The sequence below is a fragment of the Pseudarthrobacter sp. HLT1-7 genome (assembly GCF_059383435.1).
In genome coordinates, this window is sequence record NZ_JBWZCH010000010.1 from 38,153 (window position 1) to 59,785 (window position 21,633).

General features: G+C 67.4%; 22 protein-coding genes. 19 read left to right on the forward strand and 3 right to left on the reverse strand.

The genetic code is table 11. The features are described from left to right. Nucleotides 1-86: 86 nt before the first annotated feature. Together arsD and arsA are read left to right on the forward strand one after the other, a co-directional pair. Nucleotides 87-479, forward strand: a complete 393-nt coding sequence (arsD, locus tag AC50X6_RS11240) for an arsenite efflux transporter metallochaperone ArsD (RefSeq protein ID WP_494966295.1) — start codon at nt 87-89, stop codon at nt 477-479. Between the two features lie 7 nt (nt 480-486). Beyond that, a complete protein-coding gene (gene arsA, locus AC50X6_RS11245; RefSeq protein WP_494966296.1) occupies nt 487-2,250 on the forward strand; it encodes an arsenical pump-driving ATPase in 1,764 nt (587 codons plus the stop codon). A 30-nt stretch (nt 2,251-2,280) separates the two neighbouring features. Here the strand turns inward: arsA and AC50X6_RS11250 are convergent, their stop codons facing one another. Further along, nucleotides 2,281-2,631: an ArsR/SmtB family transcription factor gene (locus AC50X6_RS11250; protein WP_494966297.1), complete on the reverse strand. Its 351-nt coding sequence runs from the start codon at nt 2,629-2,631 to the stop codon at nt 2,281-2,283. Nucleotides 2,632-2,702: 71 nt separating this feature from the next. After that, nucleotides 2,703-3,443, reverse strand: a complete 741-nt coding sequence (locus AC50X6_RS11255; protein WP_494966298.1) for an aquaporin — start codon at nt 3,441-3,443, stop codon at nt 2,703-2,705. 45 nt (nt 3,444-3,488) lie between these two features. Here AC50X6_RS11255 and AC50X6_RS11260 point away from each other — a divergent pair, with 45 nt between their 5' ends. From AC50X6_RS11260 to gatB, 15 genes are all read left to right on the forward strand, one after another. After that, complete coding sequence (locus AC50X6_RS11260; protein ID WP_494966299.1) at nt 3,489-4,163, forward strand: arsenate reductase/protein-tyrosine-phosphatase family protein; 675 nt, start codon at nt 3,489-3,491, stop codon at nt 4,161-4,163. Between the two features lie 151 nt (nt 4,164-4,314). Further along, nucleotides 4,315-4,737 (forward strand): arsenate reductase ArsC, encoded by a 423-nt coding sequence (locus tag AC50X6_RS11265; RefSeq protein WP_494966300.1) that lies wholly within the window; start codon nt 4,315-4,317, stop codon nt 4,735-4,737. Between the two features lie 10 nt (nt 4,738-4,747). After that, on the forward strand, nt 4,748-5,755 hold the full coding sequence (trxB, locus tag AC50X6_RS11270; RefSeq protein ID WP_494966301.1) for a thioredoxin-disulfide reductase: 1,008 nt from the start codon (nt 4,748-4,750) through the stop codon (nt 5,753-5,755). Nucleotides 5,756-5,926: 171 nt separating this feature from the next. Beyond that, the gene (locus tag AC50X6_RS11275; protein ID WP_494966373.1) at nt 5,927-7,312 is read left to right on the forward strand and encodes an NAD(P)-binding domain-containing protein; all 1,386 of its coding nucleotides are present in this window, start codon (nt 5,927-5,929) and stop codon (nt 7,310-7,312) included. Nucleotides 7,313-7,357: 45 nt separating this feature from the next. Further along, the gene (locus tag AC50X6_RS11280) at nt 7,358-8,035 is read left to right on the forward strand and encodes an arsenate reductase ArsC (protein ID WP_494966302.1); all 678 of its coding nucleotides are present in this window, start codon (nt 7,358-7,360) and stop codon (nt 8,033-8,035) included. Beyond that, nucleotides 8,032-8,454, forward strand: a complete 423-nt coding sequence (locus tag AC50X6_RS11285; RefSeq protein ID WP_494966303.1) for an arsenate-mycothiol transferase ArsC — start codon at nt 8,032-8,034, stop codon at nt 8,452-8,454. The genes AC50X6_RS11280 and AC50X6_RS11285 overlap by 4 nt, the downstream gene beginning before the upstream one ends. 445 nt (nt 8,455-8,899) lie before the next feature. Further along, nucleotides 8,900-9,163, forward strand: coding sequence for a hypothetical protein (locus AC50X6_RS11290; protein WP_494966304.1), 264 nt, complete (start codon nt 8,900-8,902; stop codon nt 9,161-9,163). A 119-nt stretch (nt 9,164-9,282) separates the two neighbouring features. After that, nucleotides 9,283-11,586 (forward strand): NAD-dependent DNA ligase LigA, encoded by a 2,304-nt coding sequence (gene ligA, locus AC50X6_RS11295; protein WP_494966305.1) that lies wholly within the window; start codon nt 9,283-9,285, stop codon nt 11,584-11,586. Then, entirely contained in the window at nt 11,583-12,431 is an 849-nt protein-coding gene (locus tag AC50X6_RS11300; RefSeq protein ID WP_494966306.1) for an inositol monophosphatase family protein, read from the forward strand. The genes ligA and AC50X6_RS11300 overlap by 4 nt, the downstream gene beginning before the upstream one ends. A gap of 109 nt (nt 12,432-12,540) precedes the next feature. Next, nucleotides 12,541-13,044: a GNAT family N-acetyltransferase gene (locus AC50X6_RS11305; RefSeq protein WP_494966307.1), complete on the forward strand. Its 504-nt coding sequence runs from the start codon at nt 12,541-12,543 to the stop codon at nt 13,042-13,044. Nucleotides 13,045-13,099: 55 nt separating this feature from the next. Beyond that, entirely contained in the window at nt 13,100-13,831 is a 732-nt protein-coding gene (locus AC50X6_RS11310; protein WP_494966374.1) for a formylglycine-generating enzyme family protein, read from the forward strand. A 162-nt stretch (nt 13,832-13,993) separates the two neighbouring features. After that, nucleotides 13,994-14,515 carry a hypothetical protein gene (locus AC50X6_RS11315; RefSeq protein ID WP_494966308.1) on the forward strand — a complete coding sequence of 174 codons (522 nt, stop codon included), beginning with the start codon at nt 13,994-13,996 and terminating at the stop codon, nt 14,513-14,515. Between the two features lie 283 nt (nt 14,516-14,798). After that, nucleotides 14,799-15,095, forward strand: coding sequence for an Asp-tRNA(Asn)/Glu-tRNA(Gln) amidotransferase subunit GatC (gene gatC, locus AC50X6_RS11320; RefSeq protein WP_494966309.1), 297 nt, complete (start codon nt 14,799-14,801; stop codon nt 15,093-15,095). Nucleotides 15,096-15,099: 4 nt separating this feature from the next. Continuing rightward, nucleotides 15,100-16,653 (forward strand): Asp-tRNA(Asn)/Glu-tRNA(Gln) amidotransferase subunit GatA, encoded by a 1,554-nt coding sequence (gene gatA, locus AC50X6_RS11325; protein WP_494966310.1) that lies wholly within the window; start codon nt 15,100-15,102, stop codon nt 16,651-16,653. Next, nucleotides 16,653-18,158, forward strand: a complete 1,506-nt coding sequence (gene gatB / locus AC50X6_RS11330; RefSeq protein WP_494966311.1) for an Asp-tRNA(Asn)/Glu-tRNA(Gln) amidotransferase subunit GatB — start codon at nt 16,653-16,655, stop codon at nt 18,156-18,158. Before gatA ends, gatB begins: the two co-directional genes overlap by 1 nt. On the opposite strand, the gene AC50X6_RS11335 is transcribed toward gatB, so the two are convergent. Further along, nucleotides 18,155-19,069 (reverse strand): LysR family transcriptional regulator, encoded by a 915-nt coding sequence (locus tag AC50X6_RS11335; protein WP_494966312.1) that lies wholly within the window; start codon nt 19,067-19,069, stop codon nt 18,155-18,157. The two genes, gatB and AC50X6_RS11335, sit on opposite strands and share 4 nt — an antisense overlap. Nucleotides 19,070-19,215: 146 nt before the next feature. Between AC50X6_RS11335 and tdh the strand changes: the two genes are divergently transcribed. Next, on the forward strand, nt 19,216-20,262 hold the full coding sequence (gene tdh / locus AC50X6_RS11340; RefSeq protein ID WP_494966313.1) for an L-threonine 3-dehydrogenase: 1,047 nt from the start codon (nt 19,216-19,218) through the stop codon (nt 20,260-20,262). Between the two features lie 75 nt (nt 20,263-20,337). Continuing rightward, nucleotides 20,338-21,558: a glycine C-acetyltransferase gene (locus tag AC50X6_RS11345; protein ID WP_494966314.1), complete on the forward strand. Its 1,221-nt coding sequence runs from the start codon at nt 20,338-20,340 to the stop codon at nt 21,556-21,558. The last annotated feature ends 75 nt before the right edge of the window (nt 21,559-21,633 follow it).

A 21,633-nucleotide genomic window follows, 5' to 3' on the forward strand; every position in this document is an offset into this window, starting at 1 on the left:
GGGTCGCCGACGTCACTCCCGGCACCCCTTATATGTATCGATGATTGTCGATACACTGATGGGAACCGCAATCCAAGGAGAACCACATGCCTGCTATCCGAATCTACGAATCCGCCCTCTGCTGTGATACCGGTGTTTGCGGTCCCGACGTGGACCAGTCCCTGGTGGATGTGACCGCGGATGTGCGTTACCTCCAGGGCCTCGGTGCCGACATTGCCCGTTACAACCTCGCCAGCGAACCGACCGCCTTCGCGGATGACGGGACGGTCCGTGGATTTATGCACCTGGTCGGATCCAAGGGCCTCCCGCTCACCATCGTCGACGGCGTCACGGTCGCCACTGGGACCTACCCGAGCCGGGGAGAGTTGCTGGGGTTGGCCGGATTGGGCGGAGCCGGCGTCGAACCGCAGTCCCGACCGGAACTCGGCGTGAGTGAAAAGTCCGGCGGCTGCTGCGGCGGCTCAACGAGCTGCTGCTAGGTCCGGCGTGAAGTTTCTCCAAAACGCGCCCCGGTTCCTGTTCTTCACCGGCAAGGGCGGGGTGGGCAAGACCTCCGTAGCGTGTGCAACAGCGCTTACCCTGGCCAAGACCGGCAGGAAGGTCCTGCTGGTCAGCACCGACCCCGCATCCAATGTCGGGCAGGTTTTCGGACTGACTATCCGGAACACCGTCACTGCCATCCATGATGTTCCGGGCCTCTCTGCCCTGGAAATTGACCCGGAGCAGGCAGCCGAGGCCTACCGGGAACGGATCATCGGACCCGTCCGGGGACTCCTGCCCGAGACGGAACTGGCCGGCATCGCCGAGAGCCTCTCGGGTTCCTGCACCACGGAGATCGCCTCCTTCGACGAGTTCACCAACCTGCTCACCGACCGGACCGCCTACGGGGAGTATGACCACGTCGTCTTCGATACCGCCCCGACGGGTCACACGATCCGCCTGCTGCAGCTGCCCGGCTCGTGGACCGATTTTCTGGCGGCAGGCAAGGGAGACCCGTCCTGCCTGGGCCCCATGTCAGGACTTGAGAAGCACAAGCAGGTATACGCCAGGGCAGTCCAGGCCCTCACGGACCCGGCCCGTACACGCCTCGTGCTGGTCAGCCGTGCGCAGACATCGTCACTGAGTGAGATTGAGCGGACCTATTTCGAACTCAACCAGATCGGCATCGGGGGCGGTTACGTCGTCGTCAACGGCGTCCTGCCTGAAGCCGCCGGTGAAGAGGAGCTGGCGCAGGCCCTCCGGGCCAGGGAAGCTGCGGCCATCGCTGCCATCCCCGCCGCGGTCGCCGCCCTACCCCGCGATGTTCTGGAGCTGAAGCCGGGCAATATGGTCGGCATCCCGGCGCTTGAGTCCCTGTTCGCGGCCACGTCCGGCGCCGGTATCACTGATGATGCGGCGCTGGCCACCGAAGTGGAGGACGCTCCGCTGGCTGTCCTGGTGGACGAAGTGGAGCTCGACGGTCACGGCCTGGTGATGTGCATGGGCAAGGGCGGGGTGGGGAAGACCACCGTTGCTGCCGCCATCGCGGTCGCACTGGCCAAACGCGGGCATGCGGTCCACCTCACCACGACCGATCCGGCAGCGCACCTCACCGAAACACTCCACGGTTCCATCCCCGGCCTGACGGTTTCACGCATCGATCCGGAAGCGGCCATCCAGGAATACCGACGCCATGTGATGGAAACCAGGGGCCGGAGTCTGGACGATGACGGACGCGCGGCCCTCGCCGAGGACCTCATGTCCCCGTGCACGGAGGAGGTGGCTGTGTTCCGGCAGTTCTCCAGGGTGGTCCAGGAATCGCGCCGCCACTTCGTGGTGATGGACACGGCACCGACCGGACACACGCTGCTGCTCCTGGATGCCACGGGTTCCTACCACGGCGAGATCTCCCGCCAGGTGGGCGACACCATGGGGTTCGTGACGCCGCTGATGCGGCTTCAGGATCCGGCGCAGACCAAGGTTCTTCTCGTCACGCTTGCCGAAACGACACCCGTGCTTGAAGCCGAAGAGTTGAAGAGTGACTTGGAAAGGGCCGGGATCCACCCGTGGGCCTGGGTTATCAACAACTCGATCGCCGCCGCACACCCGCAGACGCCGTTCCTGCGGGCCCGCGCCGCGAGCGAAATGGAACAGATCGCCAAGGTGCACACCCTGACGGACCGGGTTGCCCTCATCCCGCTGCTGCCCGAAGAGCCCATCGGTGAAGGGAAGTTGTCGGCCCTGACCGCCCTCAGCTGCCAGCCTGCCTAACGCTGAACCACAGCCCCGCCGCCCTGTGACCTACAGGGACGCCAGAAGGCCGGCTGTCTGCTCAATTGCGCCGGGGACAAGGGAGTAGTACGCCCAGGTGCCGCGCTTTTCGCGGTGCAGCAGGCCGGCGTCGACCAGGATCTTGAGGTGGTGCGACACGGTGGGCTGCCCCAGATCCAGCGGTTCGGTGAGGTCGCAGACGCAGGCCTCCCCGGCTTCGGCGCCCTTGACAATGGAAAGCAGGCGCAATCTGTTGGGGTCGGCAAGCGCCTTGAAGACCAAGGCTTTCTGCTTCGCCTCCTCAGCGCCCAGGACTGGCATTCCTGCCGGGGTCCGGCAGGATTCATCCGTAGCCGGCGTGAGCGTGGGCAGCGAGTTCATGTACCCATTATGCCCCGATATTGACAATCATCAATATTGCCAGCCACGGGGCCTGGATCGGGAGCGCCCCGCTATGGGCCGGCTGTTTCAGACCTGCGTGGGAGAACGATCTTGTCCGCGGTGCGGGCCGCGGCGGGGAACAGGATGAGGAGGAGGCCCAGGCCTATTGCCGCGCCGACGAGCTGCGCTATGACAAAGCCGGGAACCGAAGCTGGTGCGATGCCGGCGAAGGTGTCACTAAAGATGCGGCCGACGGTCACGGCCGGGTTCGCGAACGACGTCGAGGACGTGAACCAGTAAGCGGCCCCGATATATGCGCCCACCGCCGGTGCGGCTAAGGCGCCGCGGGAGGTGGCAGCCAGCGCGAAAATCAGCAGGACGAGCCCGGCGGTCGCGACCACTTCACCCAGCAGATGGCCCGTGGTTGCGCGCTCTTTCGCAGAGATGGACGTGCCCACTTCAAACATGGCATTTGCGAGCACGCTGCCGCTGACCGCCCCCACTGTCTGGGCTGCAACATAGGTGCCCAGCTCCGGGAGGGTCGGTCCGGTGCCGCTGCGTCGACCCAGGATCCAATCGGCGAGGGAAACCGCAGGGTTGAAATGCGCGCCGCTCACGGGCCCGAGCATCAGGATCAGCACCGTCAGGCCCAGCATCGTGGCGATGCTGTTCTGCAGAAGCTGCAGGCCGATGTCACCGGGGGAGAGCTGCTGGGCGGCGATCCCGGAGCCGACGACGATGGTCACGAGCAAACTGGTGCCGAGCAGTTCAGCGATGGCACGGCGCCATAGCGGCGGCTGGTTGGAGGTCATGGAAACAGCTTGACGGAAAGGATTGACTCAGTCAAAATTGAAACAATGGATACTGAGACATTGGCCGGCTTTCGGGTGCGGGTGGCCAGGCACGCGGCCCTCGCCGACCCTGCGCGCCTGCGCATCGTTGATCTGCTCACCCTGGGGGATTTCTCCCCGACAGAGCTGCAGGCAGAGCTGGGGATGCCGTCGAATCTGCTGTCCCACCACTTGCGCGTGCTCGAAGCGGCCGGGCTGGCAACCCGCCACCGCTCCGAGGCCGACAGGCGCCGGAGCTACCTCCGGCTTGCTGCCGGCGCCCTGGACGGGCTGGTGCCCGGGGCCGGCCGCGGGGCACGCCGCGTCATGTTCGTCTGCACGCGAAACAGTGCACGCTCGCAGCTGGCCGCCGCCCTCTGGCAGCAGATCAGCGACATCCCGTCGGGGTCGGCGGGAACGCATCCCGCTGACCACATTGCCCGGGGGGCCATCGAGGTCGCCCGTCGTCACGGACTGAAGCTCGCCGATATTCCTCCCCGCCAGCTGGACCATGCGGCGGTGGAGGGGGACCTGATGGTGACGGTGTGCGACAACGCCCATGAGGAGCTGGCCGGACTGGTCGGCGTGCACTGGTCGGTGCCGGATCCTCTGCGTCTGGGCACCGCAGAGGCCTTCGAGCATGCCTTCTCCGACATTGCCCACCGCATCAACCACCTCGCACCGCGCGTTCTCGCCGTCTGAACCCACGCCGACTGCACTAATATTGACAACCATCAATCTATTGCCCGATACTCTCTGTATCGACCATCGTCAATGTCTATGGAGCGGCGCGGAACGGGCACAGAGACCTCAACCAGACCATGCAACACCTAACTGATCCCAGGAGAACCCCTTGAGCACCGAAACCGCCCGGAAGCCCTCCGTCCTGTTCGTCTGCGTCCACAATGCGGGACGGTCGCAGATGGCTGCCGCCTTCCTCACCACCCTGTCCCAGGGCCGGATCGAGGTCCGCTCCGCCGGGTCCCAGCCCGCCGACACGGTCAACCCGGCCGCCGTCGCGGCCATGGCCGAACTCGGCATCGACATGTCCGCCGAGATCCCCAAAGTCCTCACCACCGAGGCCGTCAAGGAATCCGACGTCGTGATCACCATGGGCTGCGGGGACACCTGCCCGATCTTCCCGGGCAAGCGCTACGAGGACTGGGAACTCGAAGACCCGGCCGGCCAGGGCGTCGAGTCCGTCCGCCCCATCCGAGACGACATCAGGTCCCGCATCGAGGACCTGATCGCCTCCCTCACCCCCGCCGCCAAATAGGAGCAGGACCATGAGCGCCGACACCGGAAACGCCGACACCGGAAACACTGACCAGCTGATCATCATCGGGTCCGGCCCCGCCGGCTACACCGCCGCGATCTACGCCGCCCGGGCCGGCCTGGAGCCGCTCGTCATCGCCGGAGCGGTCACCGCCGGAGGCGCCCTGATGAACACCACCGAGGTGGAAAACTTCCCCGGCTTCCCCGCCGGCATCCAGGGCCCCGAACTCATGGACGGGCTCCAGGCCCAGGCCGAGAAATTCGGCGCCCGGGTGGTGTTCGACGACGTCACCGAAGTGACGCTGACCGGCCACCTCAAGCGCGTCGTCACCGGAGCCGGCACCACCCACGAAGCACCCGCGGTCATCCTCGCCACCGGCTCCGCCTACAAGGAACTCGGCCTGCCGGAGGAGAAGAAGTTCAGCGGCCACGGCGTCTCCTGGTGCGCCACCTGCGACGGGTTCTTCTTCCGCGAACAGGACATCATCGTCGTCGGCGGCGGAGACTCGGCCATGGAGGAGGCCACCTTCCTAACCAGGTTCGGCAAGTCCGTCACCGTCGTGGTCCGCAAGGGCGAGCTCCGCGCCTCCCGGATCATGGCCCAGCGCGCCAAGGACAACCCCAAGATCCGCTTCGCCTGGAACTCCGCCATCACCGCCATCCACGGGGACGCCAAGGTCACCGGCGTCACCCTGACCGACACCCGCACCGGCGAAACCCGCGAACAGGCCGCCACCGGCATCTTCGTCGCGATCGGCCACCTCCCGCGCACCGAACTGCTCACCGGCCAGGTCGACCTCGACGCCGAGGGCTACATCAAAGTGGATTCACCCACGACCGTCACCAACCTCAGCGGGGTCTTCGCGTGCGGGGACGCCGTGGACCACCGCTACCGCCAGGCCATCACCGCAGCCGGCACCGGCTGCGCCGCCGCCCTCGACGCCGAACGCTACCTCGCCGCGTTAGAGGACGCGGACAGCATCGCCACGGCACTGGTTGAAGAGCCCACCCACGCCTGACCCCAAACGGAGAGGGGGTGAGCTGAATGAAGACAGGATGCTGCAGTGACTCCGGTTGCTGCGACGACGATCAGGACTGCTGCTAACACCCTCCCGCCTGCCGGTCCCACCAAGGACCGGCAGGTGCCTCCCAACAGAACCGTCAAACCTACGGATGAAACAGAGGACACCATGGATTCAGCGAAGAACCTCCGCGTTGCCATCATCGGCGCCGGCCCCGTCGGCCTCGCCGCCGCAGCGCACCTGATCGAACGCGGCATCGAGCCGCTGATCCTCGAAGCCGGCACCACCGCGGCCGCGGCCATCGAGCAGTGGCGCCATATCCGGTTGTTCTCCCCGTGGCAGTACAACACCGATGCCGCCGCCGTCCGCCTGCTCGCCGCCACCGGCTGGGAATCAACTGAGCCGACGGCGCTGCCCACCGGCGGCGAACTCATCGACCAGTACCTCACCCCACTCGCCGCGCTCCCCTCGATCGCGTCCCGCCTGCACACCGGCGCCCGCGTCGTCGCAGTGACCCGGCAGGGCATGGACAAAACCCACAGCCGCAACCGCGACACCACACCCTTTGTGGTCCGGGTCGAACACACCGACGGCGAAGTCCGCGACTACCAAGCTGCCGGCGTCATCGACGCCTCAGGCACCTGGTCCACCCGCAACCCGCTCGGAGCCTCCGGACTCCCCGCCCTCGGCGAAGCCGCCGCCGCTGAACGGATTACCTCACCGCTGCCGGACGTCCTGGGCCGAGACCGCAGGACGTTCGAGGGCCGCACGGCGCTCGTGGTCGGCGCCGGCCACTCCGCCGCCAACACCCTGCTCAACCTCTCCGAGCTCGCAGCGCAGGTGCCCGGGACAAAGATCGTGTGGGCCATCCGCGGCGCATCCGCCGCCAAGGTCTACGGCGGCGGTGACGCCGACGGGTTGGCCGCCCGCGGCCAGCTCGGCAGCCGTCTCCGCAGCCTCGTCGAATCAGGCGCCGTCGAACTTCACACCGGCTTCGGGATCGCCGGCATAACCGCAGACGGCGGCTCCGTCACGCTGACCGCAAGCGACGGCCGTACCCTCGAAGCCGACGTCGTGGTTCCGGCCACCGGGTTCCGCCCCGACCTGGACATCCTCCGGGAACTCCGGCTCGAACTGGACCCCGGCGTCGAGGCCCCGCGGGAGCTCGGCCCGCTGATCGACCCCGAATTCCACTCCTGCGGCACCGTCGAACCCCACGGCGCCCGGATGCTGGCCCACCCGGAGCAGGACTTCTACATCGTCGGCATGAAGTCCTACGGCCGGGCCCCGACCTTCCTGCTCGCCACCGGCTACGAACAGGTCCGCTCCGTCGCGGCCGCCCTGGCCGGAGACCGGGAAGCTGCCGACACCGTCCAGCTCGAACTCCCCGAAACCGGCGTCTGCTCCTCCGACATCGGCTCCAGCTGCGACGTCCCCGCCGCCGTACCCGCTGGATTTGTCGCGGAAGCCTCCGGCGGCTGCTGCGGAGCACCCGAACCTGTCCTCGTCGGATTCCCCACCGGCCTTGCCCACGGCCGTTCCGGCGAAAACTGACCGTCTTCCCCTGCTTGCGTCCACTGATCACACTGGAGAGCTGACATGACTGACCACCACGAACACGGCCTGGGCCTGCAGGACAACACCGAACTCCTGCACCGGACCAGCGCGCGCCTGTCCGACCGGTTCGCCGGCGTGTTCGCCGCAGAAACGGTCGAACGCTACGTCTTCGAGTCCTACACCGCCTCGGCCCGGACCGCGAAGATCAAAGCGTACCTGCCCTCCACCACCGAACACTTCGCCAACGACCGGCTCAACGCTTTGGCGAAATCCAAGGGCGCAGTCACCAGCGACGTCCCGGAGGTGCTGTTCGTCTGCGTGCAGAACGCTGGCCGGTCCCAGATGGCCGCAGCCCTACTCACCGTAGAGGCCAAGGGCAGGATCCGCGTCCGGTCCGCCGGATCCCTGCCGGCCGCCGAACTGGACCCCGCCGTCGTCGCCGCGATGTCCGAAATGGGCCTGGACCTGACCAAGGACTATCCCAAACCCCTCACCGACGATGTCGTGCGCGCCTCCGATGTGGTGATCACGATGGGTTGCGGCGACTCCTGCCCGATCTACCCTGGCAAACGCTACGAAGACTGGGAGCTTGCAGACCCGGCCGGGCTGCCCGTTGCGGCCGTGCGGATCATCCGCGATGAGATCCACGACCGGGTCAAGGCACTGGCAGCATCACTGCTCACCACCCCCGACGCAGACAAGGAAGAATCACACGCATGACCCAGACCACGAAAAAGCCCAGCGTCCTGTTCGTCTGCAGCAAGAACGGCGGGAAGTCCCAGCTCGCCGCCGGGCTCATGAACCAGCTCGCAAACGGGACGGTCACGGTGCACTCTGCCGGGACCAAACCCGGCCAGTCGCTGAATCCCCAGTCCGTAGACGCACTGGCAGAACTCGGCATCGACATCACCGGCGAGCACCCCAAACACGTCACCGCCGAAGTACTGGACGAGATCGACGTCGTCATCGTTCTGGGCAATGAGGCGAAAGTCGAACCCCCCGAGGGCAAGCGGCTGGAGGTCTGGGATACGGATGAGCCCTCCGAGCGCGGCATCGAAGGGTTGGAACGCATGCGCCTGGTCCGGGACGACATCAAGGCCCGGGTCCGGAAGCTGTATGCGGAGCTCACCGGGAGCTAGTGGTCATTTTGCTAGTTCGTCGGGGGTCAGACGGAGCCTGGACGTTTTCGCGCCAGTGTCCTGGCCAGCGGGACATGCTCATTCTTCGCACCCGCGACCGGGCACAATGACACTGTGTCCATCCGCTGGTCCGGGCGCGGGGCATGTCCCTTTGGGCCGGTGTCCAGCCCAGGGGGACATGCCCATTCTTCGCACCCGCGACCGGGCATAATGGCACTATGTCCATCCGCTGCCCCCGGCGCGGGGCATCTCCCTGGGCCCGGCGATCGCGCCCCTGGACGCGACCATCCTCGCAGTCCGGGGGCGGGATGGGGAGGGGTGCCCATCGACAGTTTTTCGCGGCGCAGGGTAGGTTCTAGGCAATGGATCTTCCGGAACAGCCGGGAGCCACTGGGGGACACCGATCTGGATCGGGTCCGTTTCAAGTGCTGAAGGAGATTTTCGAATGGCTATTTGGGGTGCAGACATTGCTCAGCTCAAGACTCTTGGGACGAAGCTGCAGGCGGGTTCGTCGGAGATCGACAAGCAGAAGTCGATGCTGACCAAGGTGCTTGAGGGCACCGACTGGAAGGGGCCGGACGCCGACAAGTTCCGCAGCGAATGGAACGGCCAGCACGTTGCCTCGCTGGCGAAGGTCTCGCAGGCGCTGCAGGAGGCCGGCAAGCAGGCCAGCCGCAACGCCACCGAGCAGGAAAGCGCCTCCCGCTAGTCGGAGATCACTGCCTTGGCCCGGACGCACGAAGCGTCCGGGCCAAGGCTGTTTAACGCCGGCGCCCCGGCCCACAATCCTGACCGGACAATGTCGGTGATCTAAGGCAGGATAGGTCTGTGAGCACAGGGAAGACTGCAGCAGGCACCGAAACACCGACCCCGTCCGAGGACATCCGCGAAGAGTACGAAAACCTGGTTGAACAGGTCCGCAAGCACCGCTTCGCGTACTACCAGGACGACGCGCCGATCATTTCCGACCCCGAGTTCGACGAACTCTACCGGCGGCTGGAAACGATCGAGGCCCTGCACCCGGAACTCGTGGCCAACGATTCACCCACGCAGGAGGTGGGCGGCGAAGTGTCCGCCGCCTTTGCCGCCGTCGAACATCTGCAACGTATGTACAGCCTTGAGGACGTCTTCTCACTCGAAGAGCTGGAGGCCTGGATCGCCAAGGCGGAAGCCAACATCACCAAGCTCGGCAACGGGACGCCGGCGTGGCTGACCGAGCTCAAGATCGACGGCCTGGCCGTCAACCTGCTCTACCGCGACGGCGTACTGATCCGCGCCGCCACCCGCGGCGACGGCACCACGGGGGAGGACATCACCCACAACGTCCTCACCATCAAGGAAATCCCGCAGCAGCTCAACGGCGACGGCTTCCCGGCCGAGATGGAGGTCCGCGGCGAGGTCTTTATCCCCTCCAAGGATTTCGCCGCATTCAACGAGGCCCTGATCGAGGCCGGCAAGGCGCCGCTCGCCAACCCGCGCAACGCCGCCGCCGGCTCGCTGCGCCAGAAGGACCCGGCAGAGACCGCCAAACGGCCGCTGCGGATGTACGTGCACGGCATCGGCGCGCGCGAAGGCCTCGAAACGGCGAGCCAGTCGGACACCTACCGCCAGCTCGCCGAGTGGGGCCTGCCCACCAGCCCCTACTTCGAGGTCCTGCCCACCCTCAAAGACGTGCTGGAATTCATCACCCGCTACGGCGACAAACGGCACAGCCTCAGCCACGAGATCGACGGCATCGTGGTCAAGGTGGACCACTTCGCCACCCAGCGGGCCCTCGGCTACACCTCCCGGGTGCCGCGCTGGGCCGTCGCGTACAAGTATGCGCCGGAGGAAGTCCATACCAAGCTGCTGGACATCTCGGTCAATGTGGGCCGCACCGGCCGCGTGACCCCGTACGCCTTGATGGAACCGGTCAAGGTGGCCGGCTCCACGGTGGAAATGGCCACCCTGCACAACCAGGAAGTCGTCAAGGCCAAGGGCGTGAAAATCGGCGACATCGTGGTGCTGCGCAAGGCCGGGGACGTCATCCCGGAGATCGTGGGCCCGGTCCTGGCCCTCCGGGACGCCCAGGATCCGCCCGTCCGCGACTTCGTGATGCCCACCGTGTGCCCCGCCTGCGGCACGCCCCTGGCGCCGGCGAAGGAGGGGGACGTGGACATCCGCTGCCCCAACTCCCGCTCGTGCCCGGCTCAGTTGCGCGAACGCGTGTTTCACCTCGCCGGCCGCGGCGCCTTCGACATCGAGGCGCTCGGCTGGGAGGCGGCCATCGCCCTGACCCAGCCGGCGGAGCCCGACGTCGGGCCGCTCACCACCGAGGCGAATCTGTTCCGGCTCACCGCCGCTGACCTCGCTGAGGTCCGGATCCGGCGGGAAAAGCGCTCCAAGGGCGTGGCAACCGGAGAGTTCGAACTGGTGCCGTACTTCTACAGCAAGGGCACCGCCAAGATCCCGTCCAAGCCGACGGCCACCACGGACAAGCTCTTCCGGGAACTGGAAAAGGCCAAGAGCCAGCCGCTTTGGCGCGTCCTCGTGGCTTTGTCCATCCGGCACGTCGGCCCGCGGGCCTCCCGCGCCCTCGCGACCGCGTTGGGGTCCATGGATGCGATCCGGAAGGCATCGGAAGAGGAGCTCGCCAACGTCGACGGCGTCGGCCCGGTGATCGCCGCGGCCCTGACCGAATGGTTCGCCGAGGACTGGCACCGCGAGATCGTCGACAGCTGGGCGTCCGACGGCGTCCGGATGGAGGACGAGCGGGACGAGTCCATGCCGCGCACCCTGGCAGGGCTGACCATAGTGGTCACCGGAAGCCTCGAGGGCTTCAGCCGGGACGAGGCGAAAGAGGCCATCCTGATCCGGGGAGGCAAGGCGGCCGGCTCTGTCTCGAAGAACACCAGCTATGTGGTGGCCGGTGAGAACGCGGGCACCAAGCTGGACAAGGCCGAACAGCTCGGCGTTCCCGTGCTGGATGAAGACGGCTTCCGCGCACTTCTCGCCGACGGGCCCGACGGCGGTCCGGGGGCGGCTGCGGAACCGGCGGCTGCGGAACCGGCGGCTGCGGACGCTGAGAACGGCGACGGGGAGGGCGCTCCTAAGCATGCCGATGAAGACCACCAGGATGTGGTGACCGAATGAGCGCCCACCCCACCGAACCGCTGGACGCCGGAGCCGGGCCGGATCTGGCCGCGCTGCTGGAACTGGCGCAGACGGCGGCGGCGGCCGGGGCGGCCGTGCTGGCCGGCAGGAACGCGGCCGGGCTGGACGTCAGCAACAAGGGCGACGCGGGTGACTGGGTGACCGCCTTCGACCTCGCCGCGGAAACCGCAGTGCGCCACGTCATCACCGCGGCGCGGCCGTTCGACACCGTAACCGGGGAGGAAGGCGGCACCATCCTCCCGGCGTCACCCAGCGGCTACCGCTGGTCCATCGACCCGCTCGACGGCACCACCAATTTCAGCCGCAACATTCTCTACTACGGCACCTCCGTGGCCGTGGCGGATCCCGACGGCGCCTGGCTGGCCGGCGTCGTCAACGCCCCAGCGCTGGGCCGGACCTACTACGCGTCCCGCGGCCACGGCGCCTGGCTTGAAGAAAAAGGCCGTCTGACGCAGTTGTTCGGCCCGGACGCGGGGCGGGCCGGCCAGATCCTGGCGACCGGGTTCAGCTACGACCCGGCGGTCCGGGCCGAACAGGCCGCCGGGCTGGGCAGCATCATGGCGGGCTTCGCGGATGTCCGCCGGCTTGGCTCCGCGGCGCTGGACCTCTGCCTGGTGGCCGATGGAACCCATGATGCCTACGGCGAACGGGGCCTCAACGAGCACGACTTCGCCGCCGGCGCCCTGATCGCGGAGGAGGCCGGCTGCTGGGTGCGCCGTCCCCGGTTCACCAGCGTGCTCGACGGCGGGCCCTCCGACGAGGAGCGGCTCGCAGCCTGGACCTGCGCCGGGACGCTGGAACTCGCCGGCAAGTTCCCGCTGTGAGGTGCTGAGGCGCTGAGCGTGAGACTCAGAGGCGGGCCGAACTGATAGTTTTTTCACGGAAACGACCCGTAGGTGTGTTGCCCGACGCACCCGCCCGTAGCATGGACAGGTGCATCCTCAGATCATCATTCGCCCTGCCGTCCCGGCCGACTACGACGCCGTCGCCCGCATCACCCGGGACGCCTACCTGGCCGCGGGCTACTTTGAGAGCGCCGACCACCCCTATATGCGCCAGATCCAGGAAGTGCCCAAGCGGGCCGCGAATGCCACTATCTGGGTGGCGGAACGCGCCGGGACGATTGTCGCGTCCGTGACGCTCGCCGTCGCCGGCGAACCCTACGCGGACATTGCCTACGGCGATGAGCTTGAATTCCGCATGCTCGTGGTGGATCCGGCCGTCCAGCGCAGCGGAGCCGGCAAGGCCATGGTCCATGCCATCCTGGAGCACGCGAGGTCGCTGCCCGGTATCCACGCTGTGGCCCTGACCACCGGCGTGACCTGGGAAAGCGCCCACGGCCTCTACCAAAAGACCGGCTTCCAACGCGCCCCCGAGCGCGACTGGGTGGTCCCGGACACGGACATCAGGCTGCTCGTCTACCGCCAGGAGCTTTAGTCCGGCCGCTGCTGCAGACAGGCCCCGTCATACTGGATGCGTGGCGCGGATGGAAATGGTGAGTGTCCCGGGGGGAGTCGTATCGCTGCATGACGCGCGCCGGAAGCGCCGGTGGGCAGTAGAACTTCAGCCCTTCGAGATCGGAAAGTTTCCGGTCACGGCACACCAGCTTGGCGCGCTGTCCGGTGGAAAGCCGGGAGCCGGGCCGCAGCATCCCGCTGTCAGTGTGAGCTGGATTGATGCCATTGAGCTCTGCAATGCTGCATCGAAATCCTACGGACTCGCCCCGTCCTACGTTGTGCACGGCAACGATGTGCGGTGGATTGTCTGCGCGGAGGGCTTCCGGTTACCGACCGAAGCCGAATGGGAGTTTGCCTGCCGGGCAGGGTCCAGCACACCGCACTACGGTCCGCTCCCGGAAGTGGCCTGGACGAGCCACGACCGTGTGTCGTCGCCTCAACCGGTCGGATTGAAACTCCCCAACGAGCTTGGACTCTTCGACACCCTCGGAAACGTCTGGGAGTGGTGCTGGAACCTTTTGGACCCGGCCCGCTACAACGACTACAGGGTCTTCCGCGGTGGCGGATTCGCCGATCCCTCATGGAGCGTGCGCGCATCCGCCCGCCGGGGAGGAGCACCAGGGACTCGTCTCGACGATGTTGGATTCCGGGTTGCGCGGGGAGGATTCCGGTGCGTTGACGAAGCGCAAGGGTGGTCGGCAGCCGAGGATCACGAGCGTGCCGCGGGCCAGGGCCTGCTGCCATTTGGCTGGACTCCGCTCCGCTGAACGGACTTCGTCGACTGCCGTGGAGTCGGAACCGGTGCGAGCCGCCGTCGTCCGCCGGCGAGCTGTGATCCCGGCCAGTGGACGCAGCTCCGGGTAGGGTTGGCGATCAGGGCACAATTCCTGACGCACGCTGGGAACGGCACGAGTACAGCTGGAGGATTCATGGCACCGCACATCCCCGATTCGATCGACGAGAAGCTCCTTGGTCTCTATCTGTCGGACCACCTGACCGGTGCCACCGCCGGCGTTTCCCGGATCGGACGGATGGCCGAGGCCTTCTCCGATACCCCGGTGGCCAAGGAACTCGCGGAGCTGAGCGCGGACATTGGCCGGGAACAGGACATACTCCGCGGGCTGATCCATGACCTTGGTGTGCGCCAGCGTCCGCACCGCCAGGCGGCGGCGTGGCTCGTCGAACGCGCCGGACGGCTCAAACTCAACGGCCGCATAGTGAGCCGTTCCCCTATGACCATGGTGCTGGAAGCCGAACTGATGCGCGCCGCGATCCTGGGCAAGCTCGGCGGCTGGCAGACCCTCGAAGAACTGGCACCCGATCTTGGTCTCGATCCGGCCAGGTTCGCGGCGCTTGGCGACGAGGCCCGCTCGCAGATCGACGTCCTCAGCCGGGTCCACGAGCACGCCCGCCGCAACGCCTTCCGCAAGCACGGGGACATCACCACCTGACCACAACGCGGGGTCACCTACGGCCCATCCCGGCGATCCGGATGGGCCGCAAGTGACCCCGCGTTGCTTGTTGGCCAGGCAGACGCCGTCGGCGCCGGCTGACAATCCGCCGAGGTGAGAGTTCGCGCCGATGTTTGCGCGGCAAAACATCGGCGCGAAGTCTCACCTCGGCGGGAAGCACCCCTGCGGGCAGACGCCGTCGGGCAGTATCAGTCGGGCAGTAACAGCAGTTCAACCCACGTAGACTGGGACGGAAAATAATCCGAACCTGCAGGGGAGATCCATGGCTGCGATCAACCGCGACGACGTCGCGCATCTCGCGCGTCTCGCGCACATCGAGATGAGTGCTGAAGAGCTGGACAGGATGGCCGGCGAACTGGCCGTCATCGTCGATTCGGTGAAATCCGTCAGCGAAGCCGCCGGTGACGACGTCCCGGCCACGTCCCACCCGATCCCGCTGACGAACGTGTTCCGCGACGACGTTGTGGGCCACACGTTCACGGCCGAGCAGGCACTCTCCGGCGCCCCCGACGCGTACGAAGGCCGCTTCAAGGTCCCGGCAATCCTGGATGAGGGCTAAGAACATGTCTGAGAACAACGAACTGATCCGCTCCTCCGCCGCGGTGCTCGCCGGCAAGCTGGCCGCCCGCGAAGTCTCCGCCGTCGAGGTCACCCAGGCCCACCTGGACCGCATAGCCGCCGTCGACGGCAAGGTCCACGCCTTCCTGCACGTCAACACGGACGAGGCGCTCGCCGTCGCCGCCGAGGTGGACGCGATCCGCGCCGCAGGCGGGGCCGCCGCCGAAGAGCTGCACACGCTCGCCGGTGTGCCGATCGCCGTCAAGGACCTGATCGTCACGATCGGCCAGCCCACCACGGCCGGCTCGAAGATCCTCGAGGGCTGGCACAGCCCCTACGACGCCACCGTCGTCGAGCGCCTCCGCGCCGCGAAGATGCCGATCCTGGGCAAGACCAACCTGGACGAATTCGCAATGGGCTCCTCCACCGAGCATTCCGCCTTCGGCCCCACCCGCAACCCGTGGGACCTGGACCGGATCCCGGGCGGCTCCGGCGGCGGTTCCGCTGCCGCCGTCGCGGCCTTTGAAGCGCCGCTGGCCCTCGGCACGGACACCGGCGGTTCCATCCGGCAGCCCGGCGCCGTCACCGGCACCGTGGGAGTGAAGCCCACCTACGGCGGCGTATCCCGTTACGGCGCCATCGCCATGGCCTCCTCGCTGGACCAGATCGGCCCGGTTTCCCGCACTGTGCTGGACTCGGCGCTGCTGCACCAGGTCATCGGCGGGCACGATCCGCGCGACTCCACCTCGCTGCCGGACCCGCTGGAGGACCTCGTCGCCGCCGCGTCGATCGGCAACGTGCGCGGCATGAAGATCGGCATCATCAAGGAACTCCACGGCGAGGGCTACCAGGCCGGCGTCGAAAACCGCTTCAACGAATCCCTCGAGCTGCTCAGGGGCGCCGGCGCCGAAATCGTCGAGGTCTCCTGCCCCAACTTCAAGTACGCCCTGGGCGCCTACTACCTGATCATGCCCTCCGAGGCATCCTCCAACCTGGCCAAGTTCGACGGCGTCCGGTACGGCCTGCGGGTGCTCCCCGAAGAGGGCCCGATGACCATTGAACGCGTCATGGCGGCCACCCGCGCCGCCGGCTTCGGCGACGAGGTCAAGCGCCGCGTCATCCTGGGCACCTACGCCCTCAGCGCCGGCTACTACGACGCCTACTACGGCTCGGCCCAGAAGGTGCGCACCCTGATCCAGCGCGACTTCGAGGCCGCGTTCGGACGCGCCGATGTGCTGATCTCCCCGACAGCGCCCACCACGGCCTTCAAGCTCGGCGAGAAGCTCAACGACCCGCTGGCGATGTACCTCAACGACGTCGCCACCATCCCCGCCAACATGGCAGGCGTGCCCGGGCTCTCGCTGCCCGGCGGCCTGGCCGACGAGGACGGGCTGCCGGTGGGCGTCCAGCTGCTGGCCCCGGCCCGCCAGGACGCCCGCCTCTACCGCGTCGGCGCGGTGCTCGAAGCCCTGCTCGAGGCGCAGTGGGGCGGCCCGCTGCTGGACCGTGCACCCATACTGACCGATGACGCCGTCGCGAGCCACGGAGGTTCCCACTAATGACTGACGCAACCCTCAGCTTCGAAGAGGCGATGGAGAAGTACGATCCCGTACTGGGCTTCGAGGTCCATGTGGAGCTCAACACCAGGACCAAGATGTTCTCCTCCGCGCCGAACGTGTTTGGCGACGAGCCCAACACCAACGTCAACGAGGTGGACCTCGGCATGCCGGGCGTGCTTCCTGTGGTGAACAAGACCGCGATCGAGTCCTCGATCAAGATCGGCCTGGCGCTGAACTGCACGATCGCCGAGACCTGCCGCTTCGCCCGGAAGAACTACTTCTACCCGGACACCCCGAAGAACTTCCAGACCTCCCAGTACGACGAGCCCATCGCGTTTGACGGCTACCTGGACGTCGAACTCTCCGACGGCACCATCTTCCGCGTCGAGATCGAACGCGCGCACATGGAGGAGGACGCCGGCAAGCTGACCCACATGGGCGGCGCCACCGGCCGGATCCAGGGTGCGGACTACTCCCTCGTGGACTACAACCGCTCCGGCGTGCCGCTCGTGGAGATCGTCACCAAGCCGATCGAGGGCGCAGGCAGCCGTGCGCCCGAGCTGGCGAAGGCCTACGTCGCGGCCGTCCGCGAGATCGTCAAAAACCTTGGCGTCTCGGACGCGAAGATGGAACGCGGCAACGTCCGCTGCGACGCGAACGTCTCGCTGCGCCCGCACGGCCGGGAACGCTTCGGCATCCGCTCCGAGACCAAGAACGTGAACTCGCTGCGCGCCGTCGAACACGCCGTCCGCTACGAGATCCAGCGGCACGCCGCCGTGCTGGACGCCGGCGAGCCGATCGTCCAGGAAACCCGGCACTGGCACGAGGACACGCGGACCACGACGTCGGGCCGGCCCAAGTCCGACGCCGACGACTACCGCTATTTCCCGGAACCGGACCTGGTGCCGATCGTTGCCTCGCGGGCATGGGTCGAGGAACTCCGGGCCACCCTGCCCGAGCCGCCGGCCGCCCGTCGCAAGCGCCTGCAGGCGGACTGGGGTTACTCCGACCTGGAGTTCCGCGACGTCGTCAACGCCGGCGTGATGGACGAGATCGAGGAAACCATTGCCGCCGGGGCCACCGCCACCGTGGCCCGCAAATGGTGGATGGGCGAGATCGTCGGACGCGCCAAGAACGCCGACGTCGATCCCGGCCAGCTCGGCGTCGCACCGGCCACCATCGTCGAACTGAACCAGATGGTCCAGGACGGCAAGATCAACAACAAGATGGCCACCGAGGTCCTCGACGGCGTACTCGCCGGCGAAGGCACCCCGGCGGAAATCGTGGTGAAGCGCGGCCTCGCCGTGGTCTCCGACGACGGGCCGCTGCTCGAAGCCATCGACGCGGCCCTCGCCGCGCAGCCCGGCGTCGCGGACAAGATCCGCGGCGGCAAGGTCCAGGCGGTCGGCGCGATTGTCGGCGCCGTCATGAAGGCCACCCGCGGCCAGGCCGACGCCGGCCGCGTCCGCGAGCTGATCCTGGAGCGCCTCGGCGTCGAAGGCTAGGTCGACCCACCCACCAACCCGGTCATGATGGTCTGCAGCGCTTCGCAGACTTTTCTGACCGACGTGCGCTTAAGGTTCTCCGGCCGGGCCAGGATGTCGATCCGGCGGCGGGTGCTGATGCCCTCCAGCGGGCGCAGCACGATGTCCGGGTTCAGCACGGGCCGGGCGGTATGCCGCGGCAGCAGCCCGATCACGCTCCCGGTCGCCACGAGCGCGGCCACGGTGGAGTAGTCATTGATCCGGTGGACGATATTCAGTTCCCGGCTGGCGACGGCGGCGACGGCGGCGAGCACATCCGCGGGGGAGTAGCCGGCGTGGCTGGTCACCCATGGTTCGCCGACGACGTCGTCCGCCGTCACCGCCCGCTGGCCGGCCAGCCGGTGCCCGGCAGGCAGCGCCACATCCAGTGGCTCGTGCGCGAGCGGGATCACCGCGACGCGTTCCGCCGGCCAGCGCGGGCTGTGGTCCATCCGGTGCGCGAGGACCAGGTCGTAGCGGGCGGTCAGCGCCGGGAAGTCCTGCTGTGCCACGTCCTCGTCGGAGAGCAGGATCCGCGGCTGGTCCGGGCCTGTCAGCAGCCGGGCAAGCGGGGCAAACAGTGCCTGGCCGGCGCTGTGGAAGCCGCTGAGCGTCACGGGCGCCACGGGGGAGCCGTGGTACGCGCCGATCGCCGTCCGGGCGTCCGCCATGGCGCTCACGACGGCGGCCCCGGCGTCCGCGAGCACCTGCCCGGCCCCGGTCAGCACCAGGTTGCGGCCCTCCTTGCGGGTCAGCGGCACCTCCACCGTCTTCTGCAGGGCGGCGAGCTGCTGGGACACCGCCGAGGGCGTGACGAGGAGGGTTTCGGCGACGGCCTTGACGCTGCCGAGGGCGCCGAGTTCCCGGAGCATCTCCAGCTGGTGGATTTCCATGCCGACCAGTCTAAGCGCAAGCAAAAGCTAAATCGTCGATTGAGAAAAATCCGGTTGTGCTAATGCTTTCCGCCCCGGTCTAATGGGGTGAGTTGTCCCACATCACCCGCCTCCGGGGAGGGTGTCCCCAGAAGTTAGGAAGGCCCATGAAGGCTCTCTACAAGGCCGGCGCCCACGCAGGGTTCGAGCTGGTGGACCGCCCCGAGCCGGAAACCGGCGCGGGCGATGTTAAGATCCGCGTCATGACCACCGGCATCTGCGGCACCGACCTGCACATCCAGTCCTGGGACGCCTGGGCGCAGGGCATCATCAACGCCCCCCTGATCGCCGGCCACGAGTTCTACGGCGAGGTGGTGGAGATCGGCGAGGACGTCCTGGACGTCAAGGTGGGGGACCGCGTCTCCGGCGAGGGCCACATCGTCTGCGGGATATGCCGCAACTGCCGCGCCGGCCGCAGGCAGATGTGCATTAACACCGTCAGCGTCGGCGTCCAACGCGACGGCGCCTTCGCCGAGTACGTCGTCATCCCCGAGACCAACGTCTGGGTCCACCAGGACCCCTCCGTGACGCCGGAACTTGGAGCCATCTTCGACCCCTTCGGCAACGCCGTCCACACCGCGCTGAGCTTTCCGCTCGTCGGCGAGGACGTGCTGATCACCGGTGCCGGGCCTATCGGGCTGATGGCAATCGCCGTCGCCCGCCACGCCGGCGCCCGGAAAATCGCCATCACCGACGTTTCCGCCCCGCGGCTGGAATTGGCCCGGGAGCTCGGCGTCGACCTCGCGATCGATGTCTCCAGGATGCGCGTCAGGGACGCACAGCGCGAACTGGGCATGCGCGAGGGATTCGATATCGGCATGGAAATGTCGGGACACCCCACGGCACTGCCTGAGATGATCGACAATATGAACCACGGCGGCCGGATCGCGATGCTGGGACTGCCCAGCCAGTCCATCGACATCAACTGGGGCAAGGTGGTCACGCATATGCTGACCATGAAGGGCATCTACGGCCGTGAAATGTTCGAGACCTGGTACGCCATGAGTGCCATGCTGTCCTCCAACCCGGTACTGCGCGCCAACATCTCCGCCGTCGTCACGGACACGCTGCCCGCCGCGGACTGGGAGAAGGGCTTCGAGATCGCCCGCGCCGGCGTCGGCGGCAAGGTGGTCCTGGACTGGACCGGGTTCTAGAACTTCGCGTTTCCGGACCCCCACCCGCCGCCGACATCCGGCACACCGCACACATTCAGCTGAGGAGCACAACCCATGTATTCAGCCATCAAGGACCAGTTGCAGCACGAGCTGGACGAAATCCGCAGCGCCGGCCTGTTCAAGACCGAGCGGCACATCGACTCACCACAGGCCAACCACATCAAGGCCGGACGGATCGGCGAGCCCGGCGCGGACGTGCTCAACTTCTGTGCCAACAACTATCTGGGCCTCGCGGACCACCCGGAGATCATCGCCGCCGCCAAGTCCGCCATGGACGAACGCGGCTTCGGCATGGCCAGCGTGCGCTTCATCTGCGGCACCCAGGACCTGCACCTGGCCCTCGAGGCCCGCGTCTCGGCGTTCCTCGGCACCGAGGACACCATCCTGTTCTCCAGCTGCTTCGACGCCAACGGGGGCGTGTTCGAGTCCCTCTTCGGCCCGGAAGACGCCGTCATCTCCGACGCCCTCAACCACGCCTCCATCATCGACGGCATCCGGCTCTGCAAGGCCCAGCGCTTCCGCTACGCCAACCAGGACATGGCGGACCTCGAAGCCAAGCTGATCCAGGCCACCACTCAGGAGAACCCGGCCCGCCGCAAGATCATCGTCACCGACGGCGTCTTCTCGATGGACGGCTTCCTGGCCCCGCTCGAGGCGATCTGTGAGCTCGCCGAGAAGTATGACGCCATGGTCATGGTGGACGACTCCCACGCCGTCGGCTTCATGGGCGCCACGGGCGCGGGCACCCCGGAACACGCCGGCGTCGCGGACCGGGTGGACATCTACACCGGCACCTTCGGCAAGGCACTGGGCGGCGCCTCCGGCGGCTACGTCTCCGGCCGCCGCGAAGTGGTGGCCATGCTCCGGCAGAAGGCCCGCCCGTACCTGTTCTCCAACTCGCTGGCCCCGGCCATCGTCGCGGCCACGCTGACGGCCCTGGACCTCGTGGAGAACTCCGGGGAACTGCGCAGCAAACTCTTCGCCAATGCGGAGCTGTTCCGTACCCGGATGAGCGAGGAGGGCTTCGAGCTTCTCCCCGGCGAGCATGCGATCGTCCCGGTGATGTTCGGCGACGCCGCGATGGCCGCCAAGGTGGCCGATGCGATGCTGCACAACGGTGTGTTCGTGACGGCCTTCAGCTACCCGGTGGTGCCCAAGGGCGCGGCCAGGATCCGCGTGCAGCTCTCCGCCGCGCACAGCACCGACGACGTCGAGTCCTGCGTCCAGGCGTTCGTGCGCAGCCGCGCCGCCGTCGCTGAAACCGTCGCCGGCTAGCTCCGATCGAGGTTGCGGCCCAGCTCCGCGGCCAGGGCCCGGGCCAGTTGGGGCAGCAGCGCCGCCAACGGCGAC